The 26,824-nt window shown below is 55.0% G+C and carries 26 protein-coding genes; 11 read left to right on the plus strand and 15 right to left on the minus strand.

Features of this window, described 5'->3' with window-relative positions; genetic code table 11:
- Position 1 precedes the first annotated feature (1 nt).
- Positions 2-691, minus strand: coding sequence for a phosphate response regulator transcription factor PhoB (gene phoB / locus EB241_RS03235; protein WP_124231780.1), 690 nt, complete (start codon positions 689-691; stop codon positions 2-4).
- Positions 692-877: 186 nt separating this feature from the next.
- Between phoB and sbcD the strand changes: the two genes are divergently transcribed.
- Both sbcD and EB241_RS03250 read left to right on the plus strand, forming a co-directional pair.
- Complete coding sequence (sbcD, locus tag EB241_RS03245; protein WP_124231782.1) at positions 878-2,101, plus strand: exonuclease subunit SbcD; 1,224 nt, start codon at positions 878-880, stop codon at positions 2,099-2,101.
- Complete coding sequence (locus EB241_RS03250; RefSeq protein ID WP_124231783.1) at positions 2,098-5,772, plus strand: AAA family ATPase; 3,675 nt, start codon at positions 2,098-2,100, stop codon at positions 5,770-5,772. Before sbcD ends, EB241_RS03250 begins: the two co-directional genes overlap by 4 nt.
- A gap of 70 nt (positions 5,773-5,842) precedes the next feature.
- On the opposite strand, the gene EB241_RS03255 is transcribed toward EB241_RS03250, so the two are convergent.
- The 3 genes from EB241_RS03255 to EB241_RS03265 are packed head-to-tail and all read right to left on the minus strand — an operon-like array spanning position 5,843 to position 7,542.
- On the minus strand, positions 5,843-6,496 hold the full coding sequence (locus EB241_RS03255; protein ID WP_124231784.1) for a DUF799 domain-containing protein: 654 nt from the start codon (positions 6,494-6,496) through the stop codon (positions 5,843-5,845).
- Positions 6,496-6,849: a DUF4810 domain-containing protein gene (locus EB241_RS03260; RefSeq protein WP_124231785.1), complete on the minus strand. Its 354-nt coding sequence runs from the start codon at positions 6,847-6,849 to the stop codon at positions 6,496-6,498. Before EB241_RS03260 ends, EB241_RS03255 begins: the two co-directional genes overlap by 1 nt.
- A gap of 15 nt (positions 6,850-6,864) precedes the next feature.
- Positions 6,865-7,542: a CsgG/HfaB family protein gene (locus EB241_RS03265; protein ID WP_124231786.1), complete on the minus strand. Its 678-nt coding sequence runs from the start codon at positions 7,540-7,542 to the stop codon at positions 6,865-6,867.
- Positions 7,543-7,790: 248 nt separating this feature from the next.
- Between EB241_RS03265 and EB241_RS03270 the strand changes: the two genes are divergently transcribed.
- A complete protein-coding gene (locus tag EB241_RS03270) occupies positions 7,791-8,210 on the plus strand; it encodes a cell envelope integrity TolA C-terminal domain-containing protein (protein WP_124231787.1) in 420 nt (139 codons plus the stop codon).
- A gap of 165 nt (positions 8,211-8,375) precedes the next feature.
- Here EB241_RS03270 and qhpR read toward each other — a convergent pair whose 3' ends face one another.
- Both qhpR and EB241_RS03280 read right to left on the minus strand, forming a co-directional pair.
- A complete protein-coding gene (gene qhpR / locus EB241_RS03275; protein WP_124231788.1) occupies positions 8,376-9,443 on the minus strand; it encodes an AraC-like transcriptional regulator QhpR in 1,068 nt (355 codons plus the stop codon).
- A gap of 55 nt (positions 9,444-9,498) precedes the next feature.
- Entirely contained in the window at positions 9,499-10,503 is a 1,005-nt protein-coding gene (locus EB241_RS03280) for a phosphotransferase enzyme family protein (RefSeq protein ID WP_124231789.1), read from the minus strand.
- Positions 10,504-10,741: 238 nt separating this feature from the next.
- Here EB241_RS03280 and eat point away from each other — a divergent pair, with 238 nt between their 5' ends.
- A complete protein-coding gene (gene eat, locus EB241_RS03285; protein WP_124231790.1) occupies positions 10,742-12,109 on the plus strand; it encodes an ethanolamine permease in 1,368 nt (455 codons plus the stop codon).
- A 132-nt stretch (positions 12,110-12,241) separates the two neighbouring features.
- Here eat and mak read toward each other — a convergent pair whose 3' ends face one another.
- The gene (gene mak, locus EB241_RS03290) at positions 12,242-13,144 is read right to left on the minus strand and encodes a fructokinase (RefSeq protein WP_124231791.1); all 903 of its coding nucleotides are present in this window, start codon (positions 13,142-13,144) and stop codon (positions 12,242-12,244) included.
- Between the two features lie 142 nt (positions 13,145-13,286).
- Here mak and rdgC point away from each other — a divergent pair, with 142 nt between their 5' ends.
- Complete coding sequence (rdgC, locus tag EB241_RS03295) at positions 13,287-14,198, plus strand: recombination-associated protein RdgC (protein WP_124231792.1); 912 nt, start codon at positions 13,287-13,289, stop codon at positions 14,196-14,198.
- 37 nt (positions 14,199-14,235) lie between these two features.
- On the opposite strand, the gene ppnP is transcribed toward rdgC, so the two are convergent.
- The 4 genes from ppnP to aroL form a co-directional block, all read right to left on the minus strand.
- The gene (gene ppnP / locus EB241_RS03300; protein ID WP_124231793.1) at positions 14,236-14,526 is read right to left on the minus strand and encodes a pyrimidine/purine nucleoside phosphorylase; all 291 of its coding nucleotides are present in this window, start codon (positions 14,524-14,526) and stop codon (positions 14,236-14,238) included.
- A gap of 201 nt (positions 14,527-14,727) precedes the next feature.
- Positions 14,728-15,393 carry an AroM family protein gene (locus EB241_RS03305; RefSeq protein ID WP_124231794.1) on the minus strand — a complete coding sequence of 222 codons (666 nt, stop codon included), beginning with the start codon at positions 15,391-15,393 and terminating at the stop codon, positions 14,728-14,730.
- Between the two features lie 314 nt (positions 15,394-15,707).
- Positions 15,708-15,899, minus strand: coding sequence for a YaiA family protein (locus EB241_RS03310; RefSeq protein WP_124231795.1), 192 nt, complete (start codon positions 15,897-15,899; stop codon positions 15,708-15,710).
- A gap of 153 nt (positions 15,900-16,052) precedes the next feature.
- The gene (gene aroL, locus EB241_RS03315; RefSeq protein WP_124231796.1) at positions 16,053-16,577 is read right to left on the minus strand and encodes a shikimate kinase AroL; all 525 of its coding nucleotides are present in this window, start codon (positions 16,575-16,577) and stop codon (positions 16,053-16,055) included.
- Positions 16,578-16,881: 304 nt separating this feature from the next.
- Between aroL and EB241_RS03320 the strand changes: the two genes are divergently transcribed.
- Complete coding sequence (locus tag EB241_RS03320; protein WP_124231797.1) at positions 16,882-17,577, plus strand: DUF2076 domain-containing protein; 696 nt, start codon at positions 16,882-16,884, stop codon at positions 17,575-17,577.
- A 66-nt stretch (positions 17,578-17,643) separates the two neighbouring features.
- Here EB241_RS03320 and EB241_RS03325 read toward each other — a convergent pair whose 3' ends face one another.
- Positions 17,644-18,099 carry a YaiI/YqxD family protein gene (locus EB241_RS03325; RefSeq protein ID WP_124231798.1) on the minus strand — a complete coding sequence of 152 codons (456 nt, stop codon included), beginning with the start codon at positions 18,097-18,099 and terminating at the stop codon, positions 17,644-17,646.
- Between the two features lie 488 nt (positions 18,100-18,587).
- Here EB241_RS03325 and proC point away from each other — a divergent pair, with 488 nt between their 5' ends.
- A complete protein-coding gene (proC, locus tag EB241_RS03330; protein WP_124231799.1) occupies positions 18,588-19,397 on the plus strand; it encodes a pyrroline-5-carboxylate reductase in 810 nt (269 codons plus the stop codon).
- 98 nt (positions 19,398-19,495) lie between these two features.
- Here proC and iraP read toward each other — a convergent pair whose 3' ends face one another.
- On the minus strand, positions 19,496-19,756 hold the full coding sequence (gene iraP, locus EB241_RS03335) for an anti-adapter protein IraP (RefSeq protein ID WP_124231800.1): 261 nt from the start codon (positions 19,754-19,756) through the stop codon (positions 19,496-19,498).
- A gap of 438 nt (positions 19,757-20,194) precedes the next feature.
- On the opposite strand from iraP, the gene EB241_RS03340 reads away from it, so the two are divergent.
- The gene (locus EB241_RS03340) at positions 20,195-20,584 is read left to right on the plus strand and encodes an asparagine synthase-related protein (protein WP_233592535.1); all 390 of its coding nucleotides are present in this window, start codon (positions 20,195-20,197) and stop codon (positions 20,582-20,584) included.
- Positions 20,585-21,006: 422 nt separating this feature from the next.
- Here EB241_RS03340 and EB241_RS21035 read toward each other — a convergent pair whose 3' ends face one another.
- Entirely contained in the window at positions 21,007-21,156 is a 150-nt protein-coding gene (locus EB241_RS21035; protein WP_199737299.1) for a hypothetical protein, read from the minus strand.
- A gap of 266 nt (positions 21,157-21,422) precedes the next feature.
- Here EB241_RS21035 and EB241_RS03345 point away from each other — a divergent pair, with 266 nt between their 5' ends.
- Positions 21,423-24,497 carry a beta-galactosidase gene (locus EB241_RS03345; RefSeq protein WP_124231801.1) on the plus strand — a complete coding sequence of 1,025 codons (3,075 nt, stop codon included), beginning with the start codon at positions 21,423-21,425 and terminating at the stop codon, positions 24,495-24,497.
- Positions 24,498-24,732: 235 nt separating this feature from the next.
- Here EB241_RS03345 and cspE read toward each other — a convergent pair whose 3' ends face one another.
- A complete protein-coding gene (gene cspE, locus EB241_RS03350) occupies positions 24,733-24,945 on the minus strand; it encodes a transcription antiterminator/RNA stability regulator CspE (protein WP_013200976.1) in 213 nt (70 codons plus the stop codon).
- 331 nt (positions 24,946-25,276) lie between these two features.
- On the opposite strand from cspE, the gene EB241_RS03355 reads away from it, so the two are divergent.
- Together EB241_RS03355 and EB241_RS03360 are read left to right on the plus strand one after the other, a co-directional pair.
- Positions 25,277-25,948: a MarC family NAAT transporter gene (locus EB241_RS03355; protein WP_124231802.1), complete on the plus strand. Its 672-nt coding sequence runs from the start codon at positions 25,277-25,279 to the stop codon at positions 25,946-25,948.
- 244 nt (positions 25,949-26,192) lie between these two features.
- Entirely contained in the window at positions 26,193-26,441 is a 249-nt protein-coding gene (locus tag EB241_RS03360) for a biofilm development regulator YmgB/AriR family protein (RefSeq protein ID WP_124231803.1), read from the plus strand.
- Positions 26,442-26,824: the final 383 nt, after the last annotated feature.

Here is a 26,824-nt window from a genome sequence, read left to right on the forward strand (position 1 = left end):
TTCAGAAACGTGCGGAAAAGCGGTACCCGGTCCCGCGGACCGTTTGCACCATGCGATCGTGCCCACTGACTTCAAGTGCTTTGCGCAAGCGGCGAATATGCACGTCAACGGTACGATCTTCGACATAAACGTTAGTGCCCCAGACATGATTCAGCAACTGTTCACGGCTGTAGACCCGCTCCGGGTGGGTCATAAAAAAGTGCAGAAGTTTGTATTCCGTCGGCCCCATCTCCAGCGGCTGAGTGGCAGACATGACGCGGTGGGAAGAGGGATCGAGACTCAGTCCCTGCACCTCAATAACGTCTTCCACCGCCATCGGTGAAATGCGGCGCATCACCGCTTTAATGCGGGCAATCAGCTCTTTCGGTGAGAAAGGTTTAATCATGTAATCATCCGCCCCCACTTCCAGGCCACGCACGCGGTCCTCTTCTTCGCCACGCGCCGTCAGCATGATCACCGGGATATCCCGCGTCATTGCTTCGCGCTTCAGATGTTTAATAAACTGAATGCCTGAACCGCCTGGCAGCATCCAGTCAAGCAGGATCAAATCTGGCCAGGGTTCAATCAACCGGCTTACCGCACTGTCATAATCTTCCGCTTCAACAGGTTGGTAGTCATTTTGCTCCAGAACGAAACACAACATCTCACGGATTGGGGCTTCATCTTCAACCACCAGAATGCGCTTGGCCATTATTGCTCCTGCTACGGTGACGGGATATCACTGGATTTGCGGCGTCAGTATGCGTCAGTTTTATGACAATTTTATGAAAAAAGCACCCTTCACAACGCAGTTTACCCGCCAGAGACCATTCACGCTGGGGTTTTTGCCCGGTCGGTTTATAATCGTCAACCATGCGCTCCGCACAGAAGGGATCCCATGCGAATAATTCACACCGCTGACTGGCATCTGGGCCAGTTTTTTTATACGAAAAGCCGGGCTGCTGAACATCAGGCCTTTCTAGACTGGCTACTGGCACAGGTGGCAGAACATCAGGTGGAGGCGATTATCGTCGCCGGGGATATTTTTGATACCGGATCGCCCCCCAGCTATGCCCGCGAACTGCTTAACCACTTTATCGTCACATTGCAGCCGACCGGTTGCCAGCTGGTGATACTGGGCGGCAACCACGATTCGGTGGCGGTGCTAAATGAATCACGGGAACTGCTTGCCTGCCTGAATACCCGGGTCATCGCCGCCGCTACGGCGCATCCCCGCCAGCAGGTCCTGCAACTCAACGACCGTGATGGCCAGCCGGCGGCGCTGCTGTGCGCCATTCCCTTTCTGCGCCCGCGTGATATCACCACCAGCCAGTCCGGCCTGTCCGGTAACGAAAAGCAGCAATCGCTGTTGCAGGCCATCGCCCTTCACTACCAACAGTGCTGGCAGGAAGCAGAAAAACAGCGCGAGACACTAAAGCGGAGGCTACCGATCATCGCCACGGGTCATCTGACCACCGTCGGCGTAACCAAAAGCGACGCGGTGCGCGATATTTATATCGGCACGCTGGATGCCTTTCCCGCACAGGCTTTCCCACCCGCCGATTACATCGCCCTGGGGCATATCCACCGCGCCCAGCAAATAGCCGGAACAGAGCATATCCGTTACAGCGGCTCGCCCATTCCGCTCAGTTTTGATGAACTGGGCAAAGCGAAAAGCGTCTTCCTGGTGGATTTCACTGACGGCAAGCTGCATCGCGTCACGCCTCTGACCATCCCACAATTTCAGCCAATGCAGATGATCAAAGGCTCGCTGGAACAGATAGCCCACCAGCTGACGACCCTTCCGCCACCGCCGGACGGCAAAGTCGTCTGGCTGGACATTGAGGTGGTCACTGACGCCTGGCTGAACGACTTGCAGCGTCGTATCCAGGAGATGACGCTCAGTCTGCCGGTGGAAGTGGTGCTGCTACGCCGCAGCCGTGAACAGCGGGAACAAATCCTCGCGCGACAGCATAACGAGACGTTAAGCGAACTTAGCGTGCAGGACGTTTTTGACCGACGTCTGGCAATGGAACCGGGTACGGAGCCACAGCGGCTGGCCCGTATTGCCGCACTGTTTCAACAGACGCTGGCAGAAATTGATGACGGGGAACAATCATGAAAATCCTGACGTTACGCTTTAAAAACCTTAACTCGCTGAAAGGCGAGTGGAAAATTGATTTCACCGCCGAGCCATTCGCCAGCAACGGCCTGTTTGCCATTACCGGCCCAACGGGGGCAGGCAAAACCACCCTTCTGGACGCCATTTGCCTGGCGCTCTACCACGAAACGCCCCGGCTGGGGAAACTGTCACACACACAAAATGACCTGATGACCCGCGACACGGCCGACTGTCTGGCCGAAGTGGAATTTGAGGTAAAAGGCGAGGCCTGGCGCGCCTTCTGGAGCCAGGGCCGGGCGCGCGGTGCGGTGGACGGCAACCTGAAACCACCGCGCGTGGAACTGGCGCGCTGTGCCGACAATAAGATCGTGGCGGATAAAGTGAAAGACAAACTGGAGATGCTGACCGGGCTGACCGGGCTGGATTTCGGGCGTTTCACCAAATCGATGATGCTGTCGCAGGGGCAGTTTGCCGCCTTTCTTAATGCCGATGCCAACAGCCGGGCTGAACTGTTGGAGGAGCTGACCGGCACCGAGATCTATGGTCGTCTGTCAGCCAGTGTGTTCGAACGTTATAAAAACGCCCGCCAGGGTCTGGAGACGCTGCGCGCCCGTGCGGGTGGCATGGCGTTGCTGGATGAGGAGCAGCGAAAATCACTGGGCCGCCAGCTTTACGCACAGGTAGCAGAGGAGCAGGCGCTCACTACCCGCCATCAGCGCCAGCAACAGTTATTACAGTGGTATCAACAGTTACTGAGCGAAAATGAGGCCGTCACCGCAGCACAACGGGAGCACCGTCAGGCTGACACTGCATGGCAACAGGACAAACCTCAACTGGACAGGCTGGCCCGCGCCGAGCCGGCGGAAAAACTGCGGCCACTCTGGCAGCAGTACCAACAGCAGCAACAGGATTTGCAGGTGCTGGAGCAACAACAACAACGCCTGGCCGCAGAGCGGCAACGGCAACAGCAGCAGCTGGATGCCGCCAGCGTTCAGCTGAAAACAGAAGATGAGGCGCGTCGTCAGCACGAAACCTTCCGCCAGCAGCAGGAGACACTGATCGCAGAGAGTGTGCTGCCACTGGATAACCGCATCGACACCCTTACGCAACAGACGGTCGCGCTGGCAAAAGAAGTAAGTGAGTACCAACATTCACTCGGCGAACATCAGCGCGCACTGGAAAAAAACCGGCAGGCACAGGAAGAAAAACGCACGCAGCAGCAGCAGCATCAGCAGTGGCAACAGCAGAATCCGCATGTTGCCCACTGGGGAGCAGCCTTGCCACTGTGGCAGGCCCGCTTTGAGCAGCTGCAACAGAGTGAAAACACGCGGCAAAGACAACAGCATCAGCTCACGGAACAACAGCAACGCCTGACGCAGTTGCAGCAGCAGGAAAGCCAGCTCGAACAGCAGGCCAGCCCCCGACGACTGGCGCTGGAACAGGCTCAGCAACACTACGCCGAAGCGGAAAAAAAGCAGCTGGCCCTGCAGCAGCAGCATACAGAAATACAGTTGCAGGAACGGCTCACCCGCTTTAACCAGCAGCGACCACAAAGGCAGATGCTGGCGTTGCTGATGCCGCAATGGCAGCAGCTGATGCAACAGCGTGAGCGAGTGCTTACCAGCCAACAGGAAACCGCAGAGCAACTCCGGCAGGCCGGGCAGCAATTGCTTATCCTGCGTAACGACTGGAAAGAAAAATACCAGCATCAGCAGGATGTGGAAAAACGTCACCAGCTTGAGCAACGCATCGCCGATCTGGAACAGCACCGCGCACGGCTGGAGCCGGGGCAGCCGTGCCCGCTCTGTGGTGCCTGTGAGCATCCGGCGGTCAGTGAGTATCAGTCAGTCAGCCCGTCGGAAACCCAGCAGCGTTTACTGACGCTGAAGGCTGAAGTGGAAAAACGCAAGGACGAGGGCATAGCAAAACGTGAACAGCTGAAGAACCTGCAAAGCCAGCTGGAGAAATTGCAGCAGGAGCACAGTGAAAGCGACCGGCAGAAAACCCAGCTGCAAAGCCAGTGGCAGGCAGCGCTTGACGCACTGGCGCTGGATTTCGCGCCGGATCGGCAGCAGCAGGTCAATGCGTGGCTGGAAGACCAGCAGCAGCAGGAAAACAACGCCCAGGCACAGCTGTTACAACTGCAACAGAGCGCCCAGGCGCTGCAACACAGCAAGGATCTCCTTGCCCAACGCCAACAGGAACTGAACGAACTTCAGCAACAGCAACAGCTGACAGGTCAGCAACGACTTACTCTCAGCCAGGGCATTGGCGATATGCAGCAACGGCTGACCGAGCAGATCCAGGGGACAGAACAACAGCGCGACCTGTTGCAGAGCACCCTGACTGAATATGCCCTGACGCTACCGGCACAGGGTGAACATGACCGCTGGCTGGCCGCCCGGCAGACTGAGTGGCAGCAATGGCGACAGGCGGAGCAGGCACTGACGGAGATACTTCCCCAACTGACCGCCCTGCTCACACAACAACAGTCGCTTAATGAGCTTATCGCCAGCGAACAGCAGCGGCTTGCCGCACTGGAACAGCGTCTTGCCACGGAACAGAACAGCCTTACCGACCAGCGCCGACAGCGGCAGGCACTGTTCGGTGAACGGATCGTGGCCAGCGTGCAGCAGCAGCTGCGAACGCTGTCACAACAGCACGCGGAACGGAGCGAAGCGCTGCAACAACAGTGGCAGCAGCAGCAGGACCAGCTAAATACCCTGAACGGACAACTTCACTCTCTCACCGGGCAGGCAGACACGCTCAGGCAGCGGCTGGAGCAGACCCGCGACGCCTTTACCACGTCGCTCGCCGCCAGCGACTTCCCTGACGAGACACATTTTGTCGCCGCCCTGCTTGATGAGGCGCAGTCCGCACAGCTGAAAGCGCTGCAAAAACAGCACGACAGCCGTCGCCAACAGACCGCCGTGCTGTTGGAACAGGCGCAGAAAACCCTCGCTGCACGGCAACAGCAGCAGCCGGAAGATGTGCCAGACGACCCCACTACCCTGAACGAAACGGTGAACGCACTGGCGGAACAACTGCGGGAAAATGCCCGCCAGCAGGGGGAGGTACGCCAGCAACTGCTCAGCGATGACGCACAACGTGAGCAACAGAAACAGCTGTTGGCGCAGATTGCCGCGGGAGAACAGCAGGTGGAAGACTGGAACTACCTGAATCTGCTTATCGGCTCGAAAGAAGGCGATAAATTCCGCAAGTTTGCTCAGGGACTGACGCTGGATAATCTGGTGTGGCTGGCCAATCAACAGCTGAAACGGTTACACGGACGCTATCTGTTGCAGCGCAAATCTGATGAGGCGCTGGAATTGCAGGTAATGGATACCTGGCAGGCAGAAACGCTGCGTGATACCCGCACCCTCTCCGGCGGCGAGAGCTTTCTGGTCAGTCTGGCGCTGGCGCTGGCGCTCTCCGATCTGGTCAGCCATAAAACCCGCATTGAATCGCTGTTTCTTGATGAAGGCTTTGGCACGCTGGATGCACAGACGCTGGACAGCGCGCTTGATGCGCTGGATGCGCTTAACGCCAGCGGGAAAACCATCGGCGTGATAAGCCATGTGGAGGCGATGAAAGAAAGGATCCCGGTACAGATTAAGGTAAGGAAAATCAACGGACTGGGCTACAGTAAACTGGAAACGCCGACCGCCTGACCGGCAACCGGCAAAACATGCCGCTGAACACGCAGCGGCACCGCCACAACCGGCACGGTGCCGCTGTCGGTTAGCGTATCGCTGTTTTCGCACGTGGGCCAGGCAGGATACCCCCGTTGGTGTTGGCACTCAGCAAACGATCGCTGGTCAGCGCCGCAACATCGTGGGTTTTATCAGTGATGTTACTGGTTATCTGTTTCACCGCTGCGTTGACCACCAATCCCAGCAGACCCTGAGTTCCGTTGTGGTTGCTCTCGTTGTCAGTCGCCGTCGCCGCGCCGCTCCAGACAGTCTTGCCGGTACGCAGATCCACCAGCTTCGCCGTGGCGGTCACCTTTGTCATGCTGTCCACGACGATGAACTTCGTGCCGTATTCCGTGATGTCGATATACAACGCCGCATCCGCATTGAAAATGCCGTGCAGTTTTGCCGCGCTGACGTTACGAATGTCGCTGGCACTGGTCAGACCGTTCTGCTTAAACGTCTCCTCCACCACCGCGACAGGAAAAACATAGTAGCCAGACTCCGCCAACGGCTGGGTCACCAGCGAGGCAAAGCTGTGCGCCGCGTTGATGTCGGTAGCGTGGTTTTCCGCCGGCAGCACCAGAATCGAAGCCGGTTTGCTCTCACGGAAGGCGGTATAATCATAAGGTGGCGTTTTTTTCGCACAGCCGGTCAGCGTCACTACAGCCAGCAGGCCAACGATGGCTAAGAAATTTTTCATTATTTAGCACTCTGCTTATTACGCATCAGGAAATCCATATAGGACGCGGATTCAGGGAAAGCCGTTTTCTCGGCGGTAAACTGCTGGAAAGCCAGCTCAGAATGACCGCTATTGGCATACAGCAACCCAAGCTGAGCATGCAAGCCAGGCGCAACAGGTTTATTCCGGGCGTGTGCTTCCTGAATAACCTTATTGAGGTTTGCAATTTCTTTTTCCGACGACGAGGTATTTTGATAATAGCGATATATAGAAGACTGATAATCGCCCCAATAATAAGTAGTGGCTGGTTTTTGCGCACAGGCGGCTAACAGCAACACGGCGGAAGCTGCCAGAATAGATTTTATGTGGTTCATTAATTATTCCCGTTATTATTTAACCGGTCGCCATGTGCCGGACTCAATACCACTGACCAGATGATTAACCGCTTCACGGATCGCCAGATCCATCACCTTACCGTTTAATGTGGCGTCATAGCTGGCGGTGCCACCAAAGCCTACTATTTCACGGTTAGATAATTTATATTCCCCAGCACCCTGCACGGAATAAACCACGGACGAGGTGACCACATCGACGATATTCAGGTTAACCTTTGCATAAGCGACCTGCGTTTTACCGCGTCCCAGGATCCCCCATAACTGCTTATCGCCCACTTCTTTACGACCAAATTCGGTAATATCGCCGGTCACGACATAATCGGCCCCTTTTATACTCTGGCCGGTTTTCCTGTAGCGCGCTTCCGCACTGAGTTCATCAAGATTGGCACGGTCCAGCACGTTAAAACGCCCGGTCTGCTGTAGGTGGGTAATAAGGATAGTTTTGCACTGGTTTCCCAGGCGATCGACACCATCAGAAAAGATACCATTCAGATAAGACGAACGGTTATCAAACTTTCCAATGGCAATCGGACTTTTCACGCCCGTGTAAGTCGGCTGGCTGGCGGCAGTGACCTGTGGTGCATCAATGGAACGGGAAGATTCCGTTGCGCATCCCGTAATAACACCACAACAAAGCACTATGCCAGGCAATAAATTATGCGGATTTTTCATTACTTTTTCTTGTCCATGAATAAAAGTATCAGTGAATACAGCGCAGGCCGGAGTATACAAGTCCCCCGGAATAATGTCATGTACAGGGCGCAATGCGTTATTGATAAAAAAACAGTCATGTTGCACAAACTAATTACAGGTAAATAATCTGTAATTAATGCTAAGCGTCATGGTTAATCTGTCACCCTGCAAATAAGCCTGTAAACTATGACTGTCAGGAACAATCCTTTTATCATCCCGGAGAATAAATGACAGCGAACAGAAAAAAAATGGGCGCTATACTGTTGAGCATATTGCTGACAGCGTGCCAGGCAGGCAGGCACCCATCGCAAGAGGCAAAGAAGCTACCGGCACCCACGGCGGCACAAATACAGCAGGCGGCGGAAAAACAGTGTCATACCTCGGACGCAGCATCGCGTGATGTCTGCCTGTATTACGCAAAGATGCAGTACGGTATTCAGCGTAATTTTTACCATGCGGCGCATTATAAAGGTCGCGAGTGCGCGGTCACCATTACCTGGCAAAATGGCCGTTACAGCGTGCTGAGCACCGCAGGCGATGAGGCGCTGTGCCTGAAAACCTGGAGCGTCATCAGCAGTGCGGAAAATTTACCGCCGCCGCCGAAGCAGATCCCACCAAAAATGGTTATCGACTTCAAACCGCAATAAACCGCAGCGAGAGACGATCGTAATGGTCTGGGCCAGCGTGGCTTCGCCCTTTCGGCGCCAGAGAGGCGGCATTGTCACTATCTGATAGCGCGACATCAGTCATCTGCAACACTGACAAAACGCAAAGCAGCACAGGCCAGCTGCCGCGAGAGCAGACGACGCGATTCAGCTGGCTATTTCATGCTGTCGCCACTGGCGCGGGCTGATGCCAAACCAGCGTCGGAACGCACGGGAGAAAGCGCTGACTTCGGAATAGCCCAGCAACAGCGCCATTTCCGAAATGGGGATCTGTTTCTGTTGCAGGTAATGGGTGGCCATTTCACAGCGGACTTTATCCACCAGCGCGGTAAAACTGAGGTTTTCGTCACGCAGACGGCGCTGCAAAGACCAGCTGGAGAGGCCCATCCTGTCTGCCACGTCTTCCAGTACCGGCTCCCCTTTCAGCAACACCAGGTGTACCTGGGCGCGGGCCTGATCGACGATATTTTGCTGCGGCGCAGCGCTGTTAAGACGGCGGATCGCATCCTGCATGACCATCAGCAGCATGGGATCGCTGTCCGGCATGGTGCGGGTCAGATCGCGTTTGGCGATCAGCATCGAGTTGAACGGCTGATCGAAGTAAACCGGTGCGTCAAACACTTTACAATGCTCATGCCACTGCGCTGGACGGGGATGCTCAAAGTGTACCTCTCGCGGCGCCCAGTTTTTCCCGGCCACGTGGCGGACAAGATTCATAAACATCCCCAGCGTCAGCTCCGCATCCTGACGGCGGCTCAGAATAGCCCCGTGGCGCACCTGATAGTCCAGCCGCCAGCAGTCGCCTTTGTCCACCAACCGCGTCAGGGTGTCATGCTGATGCCAGGGAAAAGCATTGACCACGTTATGCAACGCCTGCTCAAGCGTAGCGGAGCACAGGCCAACATAGCCAATCAGACCTAATGACTGTGGTTTAAACTGCTTACCGTAGTGCAAACCGAAGTTATCAAAACCTGAATAACGTGCTGCTTCTTCCATGACACGGCAGTAGTTAACCAGCCCCAGACTGAGCGTCGGGCTGGCCAACTGCTCAGGATCGATACCGCTAATGCCAAAAATGCGGTCGGCATCGCCACCCTTGTCGCAGATAAACTCACTTAATCCGCTGGCAGCCGCGGCCAGCACGCCCCGGTTGCAGGCAAAACTGGTATTGAGCGCCGCCGCCACGTCTGGCTGTTTAATTACACCGCTTTCCATCGTTATCGCCCCTGTTACAGAAACATCGCATAACAGCAGCAATTTTCATACCAGGTCAGACACCCACCGGCAATTCAACGCCCTCCAGATAGCGACGGCAGAGACGAACCGAGTGGTCGGCCCACTGTGGCCCCAGACTGATTGCCATCTCGGTCTGCGCATGGGAACCGACCCAGGCCAGCATCTGAATGCGGCGCTGAATCAAAAGCGTGGGTACCAGCGCCATCTCTTCGTCACTGATATGTGACACCTGTTCATAGCCTTTGATCCAGTTCTCCACCCAGTCGGCTGCACGAGGATGGTGCTCGACAAAACTTACCGCTGCTGCAAGATCGTGCAAATACCATCCCATACCGCAATCGTCAAAATCGATCACCCGCGTTTCGCCGTGGTGCAACAGCAGATTGGTGAGACGCAGATCGGCGTGGATCAGTCCATAGCGGGAAGTGTCCTTACCGAACCGTTGCAGCTCGCCGTCAACGCGGGCAATGACCTCCTCCACCAGCGGGCGATCCGCCAGCCGCAGGTTGGGAGCATCGCGCCAGTCTCCCCAGTGCCCCTGTGGGCTGACCATGCTGTGGTGATCCCAGATAATGCGCTGAAATCCCAACGGTTTCTGCCACTGTTTACTGTGCTGATGCAAACGGGCGGTAATATGCCCCAGCTGCTGAAAAGCACGCGGATCCACGTCGGTGGTCGGCATCTCGCCATCAATCCAGTGAAACAGCACCGCATGACGCACGCTGCCATCCTCCAGCGGCAGGTTCAATACCGTCTCCCCGGTGACATCCGGTACCGCCTGAGGTACCACAATGCCGGTTTCACGCAGCGCATCCAGCCAGTGCAGCTCGCTTTCGATATCTGCACGCTGGTGATAGTTACCGCGATGCAGGCGCAACGCATAGCGTTTACCGTCGGCTTCCAGCAAAAAGGTGGCGTTTTCAGAGCGGCAAAGCAGGCTGAGTTTCCCCTGTTGCGCAAACGGGTAACAGGTGAGGGCACGCTGCGCAAGCTTCAGCAGTGACGCGTTATCGAGATCGTCATATTGTCTGGCGGTCATAATCTGGCTCCGTAAGGTTGGCAGGTCGGTTATCCGCTTCATGTGTTACCAGCATGGCGTTGCTGACCATCAGCGGCTTGACCGCAGACGACTCTGTTTTAACTTCAGAATACACCTGGCACTTTTTTTGCCTCGGAGTTGACTGCAGAACACAAAAAACAGTACGCCAGCGTCAAGTTTCCCCCTGACACCGGCTGCATTATCGACTGACAATAAAATTGATGACGGGGATATCGGTATGACAAGCAAGCTAAAGCCCACCCTGGGCACGATCCATTTGTGGGGCATTGCGGTAGGCCTGGTGATTTCCGGTGAGTATTTTGGCTGGAGCTACGGCTGGGGTGTGGCGGGCACGCTGGGATTTCTGGTGACCACGGCGCTTATCGCCACCATGTATACCTGCTTTATATTCAGCTTTACTGAGCTGACCACCGCCATCCCACATGCCGGGGGACCGTTTGCCTACAGCCGTCGTGCCTTTGGCGAAACCGGTGGCCTGATTGCCGGGATGGCAACGCTGATTGAATTTGTCTTTGCCCCCCCGGCGATCGCCATGGCGATAGGTGCCTATCTGAATGTGCAGTATCCGCAGCTAAACCCGAAATACGCCGCAGTGGGTGCCTACATTGTCTTTATGGCGCTGAACATTCTCGGTGTGAAGCTGGCGGCGATGTTTGAACTGGTGGTCACCGTGCTGGCAGTTATGGAACTGCTGGTGTTTATGGGCGTGGTTGCACCGGGCTTCAGCGTGGCCAATTTTGTTGCCAACGGCTGGTCGGGCAGTGAGCACTTTGGCTTGCCTGCCGTTTCCGGTATCTTCGCCGCCATCCCCTTTGCCATCTGGTTCTTCCTCGCCATCGAGGGTGCCGCCATGGCCGCCGAAGAGGCGAAAGATCCCAAACGTACCATTCCAAAAGCCTATATCAGCGGTATTCTGACGCTGGTGGTTCTGGCCATCGGCGTGATGCTGATGGCCGGTGGCGCGGGTGACTGGCGCAAACTCTCCGATATTAACGATCCGCTCCCTCAGGCGATGAAGATGATCGTCGGCGAGCACTCGAACTGGATGCATATGCTGGTGTGGATCGGTCTGTTTGGCCTGATTGCCAGCTTCCACGGTATTATCCTTGGCTACTCCCGCCAGTTCTTTGCCCTGTCACGCGCCGGTTATCTGCCCGCCAGTCTGGCAAAACTCTCCCGTTTCCAGACACCGCACCGGGCAATTATTGCCGGCGGGGCGATCGGCATTGCCGCCATCTTCAGCGACAGCTGGATTAACCTCCAGGGCATGACGCTGACGGCGGCGATGATCACCATGGCAGTATTTGGTGCCATTGTGATGTATCTGATGAGTATGCTCAGTCTGTTTCGCCTGCGCCGCACCGCTCCCGAACTGGAGCGCACGTTCCTTGCACCTGGCTATCCGCTGGTACCAGGGATTGCGCTGGTGCTGGCTTTCGTCTGCCTGATTGCCATGCTGTGGTTCAATGCGGTGATCGGCGGGCTGTTTGTCGCCTTGATGGCAGCAGGCTATCTCTATTTCCTGATGACTAAAAAACAGCGTGACAGCGCGCCACGTGATGCCATGCTATGGGGTAACGAATAAAAGGCCATGTTGCCTGCTCATCAACGGGTGGAGCAAAACCCCGCCAGGAAAGCGTTGACGGTTACCTGAGAAGCGACAAACCTTATTACTCACCACGCCCACGGGCGTGGTTTTCAGTAAGTACGCTCTGCGTCACTGTGGCCACAGCCACGCCGCCCCGCGCACCCCACTTGAATCACCATGCACCGCCTTACGAATCGGGGTCTGGCACTCCCCGCCAAACACCCATTGATTAATCAGTGTCGGCACGGTCTGATAGAGTCGATCAACGTTGCTCATGCCGCCGCCCAGCACAATCATCTGTGGATCGAGAATATTGACGATCTGCGCCAGTGATTTCGCCAGCCGCAGTTCGTAGCGGCCCATCGCCTGTTCGGCCAGCGGATCCTGCTGCATGCGTTTGATTATCTCCGCGCCGGACAGGCTCAGCCCACTTAACCGACCATAATCGGTGGCAAAACCGGTGCCGGAAATAAAAGTCTCAATACAGCCCGCCTTGCCACAGTAACAGGACACTTCATCACCATAGCGGCGTTCATCCTCATCCATCCAGGGCAATGTATTGTGGCCCCACTCCCCTGCATTGCCATTACCGCCCGCATATGACTGACCGTTAAGAGCCAGCCCGGCCCCGCATCCGGTACCGATCACCACGGCAAACACCACTGATTTTCCTGCAGCAGCACCATCCACCGCTTCAGAGACGGCCAGACAATTCGCATCGTTGGCGATACGCACTTCCCTGCCCAATATTTTTTGCAGATCTTTATCCAGCGGCTGACCGTTCAGCCAGGTGGAATTGGCATTCTTCACCAGCCGGGTATAGGGCGACAGGGTGCCGGGAATGCCAATGCCGACGCTGCCCCGTGCGCCGGTTTCCTTCTCTGCCAGCCGCACCAGCCCGCCAATGGCCGCCAGCGTCTGCTGATAATCATTGCGCGGCGTGGGCACCCGATGACGAAACAACGTGGCACCATCGTTTGCCAGTGCAATCACTTCCGTTTTTGTGCCGCCTAAATCGATACCAATGCGCATGGGATGTGCCTCATTATTTTTCTCCGTCCACTACCTTAAAAGGCCAACGGTGGAAAGGCAATGAAACCCCGCTGCCAATTCGCTATCATGCGCGCTGTCGTTGAATTAGCGCATCTGATACGCGCCGGAGAGGGAAAGCACCATGCTGTGGTTTAAAAATTTGATGGTATACCGTCTGAATCGTGAGCTGTCGCTGGCGGCAGACGAGATGGAAAAACAACTGGCCGCATTCACTTTTACTCCCTGCGGCAGTCAGGATATGGCAAAGACCGGCTGGGTTTCCCCTATGGGCCCACGCGGCGATGCGTTAACCCATATCAACAATGGGCAAATCCTGATTTGTGCCCGCAAGGAAGAAAAGATCCTGCCATCACCGGTAATCAAACAGGCGCTGGAAGCCAAAATCGGCAAGCTGGAAGCAGAGCAGCAGCGCAAGCTGAAAAAAACCGAAAAAGACGCCTTGAAAGATGAAGTCCTGCACAGCCTGTTGCCCAGAGCCTTCAGCCGTTTCAGCCAGACTTTTCTCTGGATCGACAGCGTTAACCATCTGATCATGGTCGATTGCGCCAGCGCCAAAAAAGCAGAGGATACGCTGGCGCTACTGCGTAAAAGCCTGGGCTCGCTGCCGGTGGTGCCGCTGACAATGGAAAGTCCCATTGAGCTGACCATGACCGAATGGGTTCGCTCTGGCGAAACGCCTGCCGGTTTTGCGCTGATGGATGAAGCCGAACTGAAAGCACTGCTGGAGGATGGCGGGGTGATCCGCTGTAAAAAACAGGATCTGGTTTGCGATGAAATTGCCAACCATATCGAGGCGGGAAAGCTGGTGACTAAACTGGCGCTGGACTGGCAGGAGCGTCTTCAGATGGTGCTGTCTGATGATGGTTCGCTGAAACGCCTGAAGTTTGCCGATACGCTGCGTGAACAAAATGATGATATCGATCGGGAAGACGTTGCGGCTCGCTTTGATGCCGACTTTATCCTGATGACCAGCGAACTTGCCGCCCTGATTAGCAATACCATCGAGGCCCTTGGCGGAGAAGCACAGCGCTGACCGTGTTGTCGGGCCGCTAACACGGCCCGACAACAGACTAGCCTTTCAGGTAACGACACAGATACGAGGAAGGCTCCGCAACCTGAAGATGAAACTCGCTGTGGCCCGGAACGTTGAACACCGCACCCGGCTGACAATGTTTCCACTCTGTTTCGCCCGGCAGCAGCACCTTCAGCGAGCCACTGACCACGGTCATCTCTTCCGGCTGCCCTGTGCCAAACGTATATTCACCCTCTGCCATCACCCCTACACTAGCGCGTCCGGTGCTGGCACTGTCAAAACCAATTGATTTCACTTTTCCGTCGAAATACTCGCTGACGTTGAGCATATAGATATCCTTAGAATCAGAGATAAAGAGTAAGCAGCTGGCCTCAGCCAGGCCCGTCGGGCGTTATTTTTACAGGCAATCCGGGGATGGACAATAAACAGCGCGACGGCAATGCCTGGGATGCTGTATACCGCCTCAAACCATACTGGCAAATAAAACTGCCCCGCGGAACAGGCTCTTAAGGTAGCGGGATTCCCTGATTTACACCAGCAGTTCCGCTGCCAGTTTGGCAATCAGCGTATGCGAGAGCAGCACCGGGATGCCCAGCAGTTTTTGTAAAAAATCACCATGCCGTTGATGGTAGCCAAGGCAATCCAGTACCAGCACATCCGCGCCCCTTTCCTGCAGGGTCAGCGCCGCATCAATCAGCTCGTCCTGACTGGCCTGCCAGGGGCTGGCCACCGCAAAATAGGGCTTCAGCGCCAGACTGCGCCATTTCCAGGCCTGCTGGTTAAGATACTCTTCGCGCGCCACCATGATCCCCACCTGATTCCCCCCGGTAATCGCATTCACCAGCGGCGGCAGAACACGGTAAGGCTCCAGCAGGACCGCGCGCTCAGCGACCAGCTTGTTATATTCACCGGCGCATAAAATCAGGATAGTGGCAAAGCCCTGATCTTCAAGCTTTTTCACCAGCGCCTGCAAAGCATCACTGACTTTGAGCGCTGACAGGCTGATAAAGGAACCCTCTTCGGTATGCGTCATGAGCACGCTTTCATCCGCAGCGGGCGCGTATCGCTGCTCAATCTCAGCCGCTGACAGGCCATTAAACAGGCAAAAATGGGCAATCTGCGCTTCCGGGACATACTCCCGCAGCAGCCCCAATGGACCAGTGCAAAGTGTGACAGTCGCCAACGTGTGCTTCATCGATTTACTTTCCGCAAAATTCACCATCGTAGACCGCGGGCCAGGTTTTCATCAGCCAATTTGAGATAAGATCTCAGCGTAGCATTGGTTCCTGAAAAGAATGGTGAGTCATCTTGTGGAAGTAAGCTATTCAGAAAATTGGCCAGTGGTCTGTCCAGTTGTGTTCTGAGGAGGCAGTGCAGACGATTAAATATTGGTACAGTGCGGTGAAAATAAGGAAAGGAAAGCGTCCGGCCAGGCGCAATCGGTCAGCGTATGGTTATCAACGGAAAAAGGTATCGCAGGGGAAGGTCAGGCATCCCTGCCATACAGATTTATTCCTTTTTGTGGTCTTCGTAACGGTCTTTGGCATCAATGGCTTCCTGCTCAGTTTCATGCTCACTAATCAGAGTGTCTGGTGCAGGATAGTCGGCGCGCAGTTCATACCAGGTGACTGATTTACCGGGGGTGCCTTTTTCCACCGGTTTGATACTGGCGACACGCGGATAAGGTGGTTTGCCTGGCATAATTTTTCCCTCAGTTAAGAAACAGGTATCTGTCCGGCACGGTGCCCGGACAGCGAGCGAGCCTTAAGTATAGACAAAGGCTGAAATTTCTCAGAACAGAGGCGTAATTCGTTACTGTCATCGCCGTATCACACTGAAAAAAACGCGGCGGACTCAGCTGGCGCGCGCCAGCGAAAGCAGAGTGATAATGTCATTTACCACGTTAACCGGGTGCTGCATGGCATTAATGACATAATGAGATACCTGCTGATACAGCGCATCGCGCGCGGCCAGTACCTCAACCATTTCATCCGCAACAGGACGGCCGGTCAGCGTGGGACGCTGGTCCTGCTCAGGATAGGCTTCCAGACGCGCGGCCAGCACCCCTGCTTCAGCACGCAAATAGATAACCCGTCCGTGATCACGCATAAACTGGCAGTTGCTGCCCGCCAGCACCATCCCGCCACCGGTGGCAATAACCGTTCCCGACGCCGTTACCGCCTGCAGTGACAGCGACTCCCGCTGTCGGAACCCTTCCCACCCCTCTTGCGCCACGATTTCCGCGACGGTTCGCTGGGTGGTTTGCCAAAGGTGATGATCGGTATCACTGAAGGCATAGCCCAACGCATCGGCCAACGCCTGACCTACGGTGGTTTTACCACAGCCCCGTGCACCGACCAGATACAAAGGTAACGACATAACAGCCACTTTCCTCAGCCCTGCAGTCGTCTCTGGCGACGGCTGGCAGAGCAGATAATGATTGAATTTGCGTCGCATCATACCGATTATTTTTTTCCATCACCACAAGTAACTTTTTCTTTACAGCGAGGAGAAGGATTTGCGGTGTTATGTCAATGTTTTTAACAGGATACGCACCGTAAAACAAAATTTACAATACCATTTTATTCAGTACAAATCAGCAACATTTACTTACCCGAACCCCGTTTACTTTCCCCTTTTTTACCCCAAAATAGTCACTGTGCCCGTTTCAGAGGATTATTTCATGCAGAGCGAAGAACAACAGTTAATCGAAAACCTGTTCGGCCGTTTAAAACAGGCAGAAAGTCAGTCTGCCCCGCGCGATGCCGCGGCGGAAAAACTGATTCAGCAGCATGTACAGCAGCAGCCGGGTGCGCCTTATTACATGGCACAGGCAATTCTGATCCAGGACGCCGCCATGAAACAGCTGAACAACCGGGTCAGCGAGCTGGAAGCGCGATTAGCGCAGTCACAGCAGCCTCAACAAAGCAGCGGCGGCTTTCTCTCCGGCTTATTTGGTGGCGGACAGCGCCAGCAACAGCCACCGCAAAATCTGCAATCTCAGCCATCTTCTCCGTGGGGTAACGCACCGACTCAGCAACAGCCGAACTGGTCTGCACCTCCTTCGTCAGCCCCTGCGGCAGGCCGGGGCTTTTTGGGTGGCGCACTGCAAACGGCGGTAGGCGTTGCGGGTGGCGTGGTGATGGCAGATATGCTGACCAGCATGTTCCATCATTCGCAGCCGGAGGAGATCGTCAATATTATCAATGAGCCTGCGTTACCACAGGAAAGCTTTGATAATAATCTCGATACGTTTAATAGCAGCGACCACAGCCAGTTCTTCAGCCAGGATGCGGGTTTTCAACAGGACGACGGTAACGGCTTCGGCAGTGACGGCTTCGACAGCAACGATTTTGGTGACGACGACAGCTTCATTTAAGCTGATGCAGGCCAGGTAAATGCGTCCTCCGCACCTGGCCTTATCCGGCACTTAGCATCCTGCCCGTCAGTTTTTTCCTTTCCGGGACTGTAACCATTTATCCAGTTCATTAGCGAACAGCTGACGGTCACGCTGACTGAGTGCCGGTGGTCCCCCTGTCTGTACCCCACTTGCCCGCAGGGTATCCATAAAGTCGCGCAGGGTTAAGCGTTCGCGGATGGTGGCCTCGCTGTAACGTTCACCCCGGGGATTAATCGCCACTACTCCTTTTTCCATCACCTCCGCCGCCAGCGGAATATCTGCGGTGATCACCAGATCCCCGGCTTCAGCGCGACGCACGATCTCATTATCGGCCACATCGAATCCGGCAGGCACTCGCAGCGTACGTAAAAAACGCGAGGGCGGCACACTGAGCGACTGATTGGCAACCAGAGTGACCACCATCTGTTCACGTTCGGCGGCGCGGTAGAGCACCTCTTTGATCACCTTCGGACACGCATCGGCATCCACCCATATCGGCATGACGGTTTCCTGTTTTGTCAAAATAATACGTTAAGAGCTTGTCCCATCAGGGGTAACTGTCGCTGGCCGTTTGGACACGGACAGCGCGAAGACAAATGCCTGCATTGTAACGCCCTACAGGGCAGCCCCGAAGGGGTGAGCAGCGCGCAGAAACCGGAACGTACACCGGGTACGTGAGGATTTCGGGCACTGACCACGGCCAGAATGGCAAGTAAACCCGCCCTGATGGCATAAACTCTGAGTGACTCTGAATGCCGTCCCGTATCGTGTCTTAAGGCGGTTGCAGGAAAAATCCCCTAACAGAGCAGAGCCAGTGCTTATGTTAACAGCAATATTGTGAAAATATCAGCCGACCGTTTGTGTTTACCGGCGCATTCGGCGCGCAATAAAAAGCGTAAAGCACAATGGCGTTGCCGATACTGATTTTGCTGTTCTTTTCGGGTTAAGCTAGCGACAGACAAATCCTGAAGACAACAGAGAGCATGACGATGGACAAAAAAATAGGCTTTATTGGCTGTGGCAATATGTCAAAAGCAATTATTGGCGGTCTGGTGTCTGCCGGTCAGATAACGCCAGAAGATATCTGGGTATATGATCATAAACCCGCGACCAATCAGGCCATGCAGCAGCAGTACGGTATCACCCCCGCCTCAAGTGCAGAAGAGGTGGCCAAAGCGGCAGATATTCTGTTCGGTGCCGTTAAACCCGGCGTGATGCTAAACGTCCTTAAAGATATTTCCGGCAGCCTGAACAAAGACACCGTGGTGGTTTCTATTGCGGCTGGCGTAACGCTGGACGCCCTCGCCAGCGTACTTGGCCACGATCGTAAACTGGTCCGAGTCATGCCCAACACGCCGGCGCTGGTCAATGAAGGGATGACCTCGGTCACGCCTAACGTGCTGGTTACCAAAGAAGAAGCTGATGAAATTGTGTCCATTTTCAAGGGATTTGGTAAAGCTGCGCTGGTGCCGGAATACCTGATCCACGCCGTTGTCGGTGTAAGTGGTTCCGCGCCTGCCTACGTCTTTATGTTTATTGAGGCAATGGCTGATGCCGCCGTGCTGGGAGGAATGCCCCGGGCTCAGGCTTATCAGTTCGCCGCACAGGCGGTAAAAGGTTCGGCACAGATGGTGCTGGAAACGGGCAAGCACCCGGCTGAGCTGAAAGACATGGTTTGTTCCCCTGCAGGTACCACCATTGAGGCGGTCAGAACGCTGGAAGAAAAAGGATTTCGTTCAGCCGTTATGCAGGCGATAGCACAGTGCATGGCCAAATCGGAAAAGATGAGCAAGGCTTAAGAGGTTCAGACCCTTTGCCATTGAGAACACAAGTGGGCCAGGGCCGGCCCGGCAATGATTGACGCATCTCAGGCGGATAACGCCATAAACGGGCAATATCAGGGGCGAGGAGGGGTCAACAGACGTTGAATATAGCTGTTGAGTAGTACTGAATCGCCCACATTGTGTGGTTGCATCTTTGAGGCTGCCGCCATTGCCGCACTGATACCGTCGGTGATTTGTTGCAGTTGATCGCCGTCCAGCTTACGCAGTAATGCGGTGAGCACAACGCCCAGCGCCTCAACCTGTACCCTCATTTCTCTTGACTCAACTTCTTTTTCCGCCAGCCTGACTAACAGTTCTGCAATAAGGTTTTTCATGCGTATATCCCGGCGAGATAAAAAAACAGACGTTAACATTGAACCCACCAAAAGAAAACATAACAACAGCATTTACAGGACCTGTTAATCATTCTGTGTCGCTGCCAGCCCGCTATAGACGATCGCTCAGGCAGTGACCGAACTGGCTGACGGAGCCACCGATCGTCAGTCGCCAGTTCCCAACCGGCATACTCCATTTTTACAACGGTGGTCCTCGCCGTTGGTCACCATCGTATTCAGTGACGCTATTCCGCCAGCGGTGTTCAACGTCCTGCAGACACCGACCTTTACTGACGTTTTGCCAACGGACAAGCCAGCCCCGGCATACTTGCCGGGGCGATGATCTCACGCTGAAGATGACCGCTTTGCGCTGCCATGGAATATGGCGGCAATCACTGGATGCAGGAAGCGCAGAGGGTCAGGGTGGACATTGGCTCAATGGCCAATTGGCTTGAGATTCGCGTTACGTACCCGGATAAGCAGGTTGTCGGGTTTGGCAGCTGCTTACCCGCGCGACGTAAACTCAATGCAGGTAAAGAGAAATATTTATTGGAGTGTTTGGCACTACGCTATCTTCCCGACCATATAGTTAATCGCAAAAAACAGGAGCTGGCAGTGCCGCTTGAACCGTGGATGGTGTCGTCAATGAAAACACGCATCACCGAAACGCTAACCAGCGTTCGGCGCTGTCACCCAGGTTTTTTTATCCTGACAGACTGCACCAAGTGGTCAGCGACTTTAACGGTGGCAACAGCTATGCGCTGTGGACCCTCTGTATGTTGGAGAAATGGTATCAGCAGTTTGTTGATAATCAGAAGTGATGAATGACGGATCGAGCAGATATCTGTCAGGCGTATTTTTTCGTTGCTGCATATTTTCATCGCCTCGACGCAGAGCATGATGTTGAACATCTGGCTGTTTGCCGTGAATGTTTTTTTGATTGTCGGCCTGAGTTTTGTGGTGGTGACCGTGGTGTTTGCAACCCCGTTGTTTAACCTTCACCCCCTATTCAGCCCGGTGTTGTTTACGATGATCATGAGGATTGTCAGCGCATCGCCAGTGTCGATGGTCTGTGACACGCGGCAAATAAGGTAAAGCGGGGCCACGCCAGCGCCCGTTTCTATTTTTGTTATGGTGTTTTAACCCCTGTGCCTGCCGGTAGACCGGTGACACGCTTCACCATCAACATCGGCAAAAGTGCCTGCCGCTTTCGCAGCATGCCGGGGGATGGCTCCCCCGGCACAGAAGACTCAGAAACCCGGCCCCTGGCTGAATCCACCGCGTGGACCGCCACCACCAGGGCCGCCACCGCCACCGCCGCCACCCGGAGGTGGGAACAGGCAACCACTCAGCGCGGTAATCAGCGCCACCACACTCACAACTTTGATCAATCGTTTCATCGTTACCTCCTTATGGTAAGGTTGGCGCTGATAGTAAGTGCCCGCCGGTATGCATGACAATGCAGAATACTCTGTTTCAAATCCGTTTTTACCGGGCGTAACCGTGCTTAACAGTTCCATAACATGAATCAGTAAAAATCTAATTATTACCAGAAAACCTGTTGCCCGGCACCGACGGCAATTTATGCAGGGTGCGGCGGTTATCTGCTTTACAGCTACCACGTTTCAGGCCACTGTGAGCAGATCCTATTTCAGAGAGCCCGCAGATGCGTACTTCCCCTGTTTTAAGCCTGCAACAACAGTTAAGTCGTCGCGACTGGGAAAATCCGGTGGTGACCCAGATTAACCGGCTGCCCGCACATCCGCCTTTTTACAGCTACCGTAATGAAGAAGATGCCCGTGACGAGATCCCCGACAGCCACCGTCGCCATTGTCTGAACGGTGAGTGGGCATTCAGCTATTTTCAGCGACCGGAAGACGTGCCTGAAAGCTGGCTGCAACAGGACCTGCCTGATGCCCGCCCTCTCACCGTTCCGGCGAACTGGCAGCTGGCAGGCTTTGACGTCCCCATTTATACCAACGTTCAGTACCCCATTCCGGTGGAACCGCCTCGCGTCCCGGAAATGAATCCTACTGGCTGTTACTCGCTTACCTTTACTCACCATGAACACCAGCAGCTGACCCACATTCAGTTCGATGGCGTCAGTTCCGCCTTTTATCTCTGGTGTAACGGTGAGTTTATCGGCTACTCACAGGACAGTCGCCTGCCTGCGGAATTCTCTCTGACCCAGGCCGTGCGTCCGGGGCAAAATCGTCTCGCCGTGCTGGTGTTGCGCTGGAGTGATGGCAGCTATCTCGAAGATCAGGATATGTGGCGGATGAGCGGTATTTTTCGCGATGTCAGCCTGCTGCATAAACCCAGGCTGCATTTGCGTGACGTCCGCATTGAAACCCACCTCAGCCCGGAATATCACTCTGCACGCCTCCAGGTGCTGGCGATCTGTTCACAGCAACAGGCCAACGGTTGTGAGGTGGATGTCACCCTGTGGCAGCAGGATCGTTGCATAGCACGCCATCGCCAGCCGCTGACCAGCCAGATCATCGATGAACGCGGCTATTACAGCGATCGTAGCACGGTAAACCTGACCGTCGTTCAGCCGGCGCTGTGGAGTGCGGAGACGCCACACCTCTATCGGGTCACCGTTTCACTGTTCGATGCCGGAGGGCAACGGATGGAAACCGAAGCCTTTGACGTGGGCTTTCGCAGGATAGCTATCGATCAGGGATTGCTGAAGCTGAATGGCAAGCCGCTGTTGATCCGTGGTACCAATCGTCACGAACATCACCCGGAGAACGGCCAGGTGATGGATGAAGCGACGATGATCCGCGATATTCAGCTGATGAAGCAGCATAACTTCAATGCGGTGCGCTGTTCTCACTACCCAAATCATTCCCGCTGGTATCGCCTGTGTGACCGCTACGGCCTGTATGTGGTGGATGAGGCAAATATCGAAACACACGGTATGACACCGATGAATCGCCTGTCGGACGATCCGGTCTGGTTTAATGCATTCAGCGAACGGGTCACGCGCATGGTGCAACGGGACCGCAATCATCCCTGCATTATTATCTGGTCACTGGGCAATGAATCCGGCCACGGCAGCACCCATGATGCCCTTTATCGCTGGGTCAAAAGCCACGATCCCACCCGCCCGGTCCAGTATGAAGGCGGCGGTGCCGATACCGCGGCCACCGACATCATTTGTCCGATGTATGCCAGAGTCGACCAGGATCAACCTTTTGCCGCGGTGCCCAAATGGGCCATCAAAAAGTGGATCGGCCTGCCTGAAGAAACCCGTCCGCTGATCCTGTGTGAATATGCCCATGCCATGGGTAACAGCCTGGGTGGCTTTGCCAGATACTGGCAGGCTTTTCGTGAGTTTCCCCGGTTACAGGGTGGTTTTGTCTGGGACTGGGTGGATCAAAGCCTGACCCGCTATGATCAGAACGGCCAGCCCTGGCAGGCTTACGGTGGTGATTTTGGCGATAAACCTAACGATCGCCAGTTCTGTATGAACGGGCTGGTCTTTGCCGATCGCACCCCTCACCCTGCCCTGTTTGAAGCACAGCGGGCGCAACAATTTTTTCAGTTTTCACTGCAAAGCAGCAATCCGTTGCGCATCGTTATTCGCAGCGAATACCTGTTCCGCGCCACGGATAATGAACAGCTTGACTGGCGGATCGAGCACAATGGCCGGACGGTCACCGGCGGCAGCCAGCCACTGATGCTGCCCGCAGAGGGCAACATCGTCGTGGATCTGGGAGAACTGCCGGTGCTGAGCGATGAGCTCTGGCTTTGCGTGGCAATCACCCAGCCACAGCCCACGTCATGGTCAGAAGCCGGACATCGCGTAGCCTGGGACCAGTGGCGGTTGCCCGCCCGGTTGCAGGCACCCGCGCCCTCTCCCGCAGGTGAAAAGCCACTGCTCAGTGAGGGTGAGACAGAGATAACCGTCAGCTGTGGGCAGCAGCGCTGGCACTTCTGCCGTCAAAGCGGCGAGCTGGTGCAGTGGCTGAAGCAGGGCAACGCCCTGTTACTGTCGCCATTACGGGATGCCTTTGTTCGTGCGCCACTGGATAACGATATTGGCATCAGCGAAGTGACCAACGTTGACCCAAATGCATGGGTGGAGCGCTGGCAACGGGCAGGCTTTAACCAGTTAAGCAGTGAGCTTGCTGAACTGACCTGTGACCAGCTGAGCCACGGCGTACAGCTGACCACCGTGCAGATCTGGCAGCATGACGGCAACATTTGTTTCGTCAGCCGTAAACAGTATCATTTCAATGCACGTGGCGAGATGAAGCTGGAGGTGGAGGTCACCCAGGCCGCCGGTCAGCCCGCACCGGCAAGAATTGGACTGCGCTGCCAACTCAATCAACGTGACGGCACGGTAAGCTGGCTGGGGCTGGGGCCACATGAAAACTACCCGGACCGCTGTCATGCCGCCCAATTTTCCCGCTGGTCACTGCCGCTTGATCATCTCTGTACACCGTATGTGTTCCCCAGTGAGAACGGCCTGCGCGGCGGCACCAGGGAATTAACTTTCGGCGCCATCACCGTTACCGGCGATTTTCATTTTTCGCTCAACAGATACAGCCTTGAGCAGCTGCGCGACGTCAGTCACCGGCATCAACTCAGGGAGGAAGAAGGCTGCTGGCTACATGTGGATGGCTATCACATGGGCGTCGGCGGTGATGATTCCTGGAGCCCCAGCGTCAGTCAGGAATTTCTTCTGACGGCCTCTCGCTACCGCTACGCCGTCACCCTGAGCGCATCCTGAGCGGCCATGACTCAGACGCGACTGTCACCCTGTGCCGTGCGGCAGGGTGACAGTCGTTGACGGGTACGAATTGCCCCCTTGCGGCCGTCGCGGACAACCTGAAGCACGCAAAACGTTACGCGTAGCACACGGGGAAAAGTAAAAAGAGCAGGTGTTTTCGCGGAAAAAAAAACGGCCCTGAAAGGGCCGCTGGTATTAACGCTGGTGCCACCACGAAGGCAGCACATTCTCTGTCTTACAGCGCGGTTACGTTAGCCGCTGCAGGGCCTTTCTGGCCGTTTTCGATAGAGAACTCAACTTTCTGACCTTCTTCCAGGGTTTTGAAACCGCCGTTCTGAATGGCCGAGAAGTGTACGAAAACGTCTTTGCTGCCGTCGGTTGGAGAGATAAAGCCGAAACCTTTCTCAGCGTTGAACCATTTTACTAAACCAGTCATTTTGTTAGACATATCTTTTTCCTTAATAAGTATTAACCCACTATGGGCATGGGGGGTTTGTCAACAGGCTGTACTTATGGGGCACTTAAGAAGGAAGTCAGGAAGAAGAGATATCAGAGATAACGCTTAAACTGAAAACTGCTTTACTAAAACTGCTCGCATACGCTGTCTGTTTCAAAACCGACGATGCATTTACTCATAACCAGGAGCACAGTACAAGCCCTGATGAGAAAAAACAGAAAATACACGGTAATTTATCTTAACAGTGTTTCAGAAGCTGATAACAATTCGGCATTATGATGCGCTGTTTGCACAATGACTCACACCGAAAGGGAAATAAACCATGCTCGAACTTTTTCAGGCCGTTGGGCTGGGGCTGGTGGTACTGCTGCCGCTGGCAAATCCGTTAACCAGCGTCGCGCTGTTTTTGGGTCTGGCCGGGGAGATGAGCTACGCCGAGCGTAGCAGACAGTCTCTGCAGGCTTCAGTCTATGTTTTTATCATCATGACCGTGGCGTTTTATGCCGGCAACGCAGTGATGAACACCTTTGGCATTTCCATTCCCGGCCTGCGCATCGCCGGTGGGCTAATCGTGGCCTTTATCGGCTTTCGTATGCTGTTTCCCCAGCAGCAGGCCGGACATTCCGTCGAGGCCGAGCAGAAACTGGATGAATTAAGCGAACACCGGACGGTGAATATTGCTTTCGTGCCGCTGGCCATGCCCAGCACGGCCGGCCCTGGCACCATCGCCATGATTATCAGTGCCGCCTCCACCCTCCATGACCGTACGCCGTTCTCTCCCTGGGTGTTAATGCTCGCGCCGGTACTGACGTTTTTTTCCATCAGCGTGATTTTATGGCTTTGTCTGCGAAGCTCCGGTGCCATTATGCGCCTGGTGGGCCAGGGCGGTATTGAGGCTATTTCCCGCCTGATGGGATTTTTGCTGGTCTGTATGGGCGTACAGTTTGTTATTAACGGTATTTCTGAGGTGATCGCCACCTGGCCTGGCCATTGACTGTCCGCCTGTTCACCCGGCGCGGCGCGGGTCAGTGGGGGCGTCAGAGCAGAATCAAAAAATATCGCTGACCGCTGCTGTAATTTCGTCTTCCCCCATCTACAGTAAAAAAACTCCGCCTGTGCATTTTGCAGGCACCGTGATGATTTGCTGTTCTGGCAGACTCAACCGCATACAGAAACATTATCATTCAAACCCCGACGGTCAGCCGCCGGGCGATTATTGGGGTTTTCGGAGGGTTCATATGGTTCATTATGATGCGGGGGCAGGCAGAGCTATCACCGATTACTTCAACAGTCCGGCTTTTCAGGCCCCCAAAGAGGTTGAACTGTTGGCGGTTACCATGACTGAACTGATGCGCCGTGGAAAACCGGCCACCAGTAAAGCGATTATCGCCAGAGCGATTTCCCGGCTGGAAAGCGACATGGACAATGTGCAGTTGCAGGATTATCGCCATTTACTCAATCAACTTTTGCAAGAGATGCCACCCTGAAGAACATCCCCTGCGACGGCCCGGCATCGCTACCAGATGGTAAGGCGGTCTGCACACAGACAGGCGAATGATGCCACCACGGCAAAGGCTATCGTGGGGAAACCAGTAAATTCAGACGTAGCGCGCCTCTCCCATTGCGCCGGTATCGGCCAGGGCAAGCTGATGCGGTCAGTAGCTGTGCTGATAAGGCTGAAGCCTCCCTTTCTGCATCGCGCCGCGTCTGATTTTAATCCGTGCTGACTGGCAACCGGTCAATATAAGCCGCAACGCAACCCCTGCCATAATCCCCGCTGATGTTCTGCGAATCATCGCTGTCAGACAGCACCATGAGGATATGTAACCTGTGTCAGTGCCGCTAATGGTTTCATATTCCTTTTGTATGA

The organism is Erwinia psidii, assembly GCF_003846135.1.
GTDB lineage: Bacteria > Pseudomonadota > Gammaproteobacteria > Enterobacterales > Enterobacteriaceae > Erwinia > Erwinia psidii.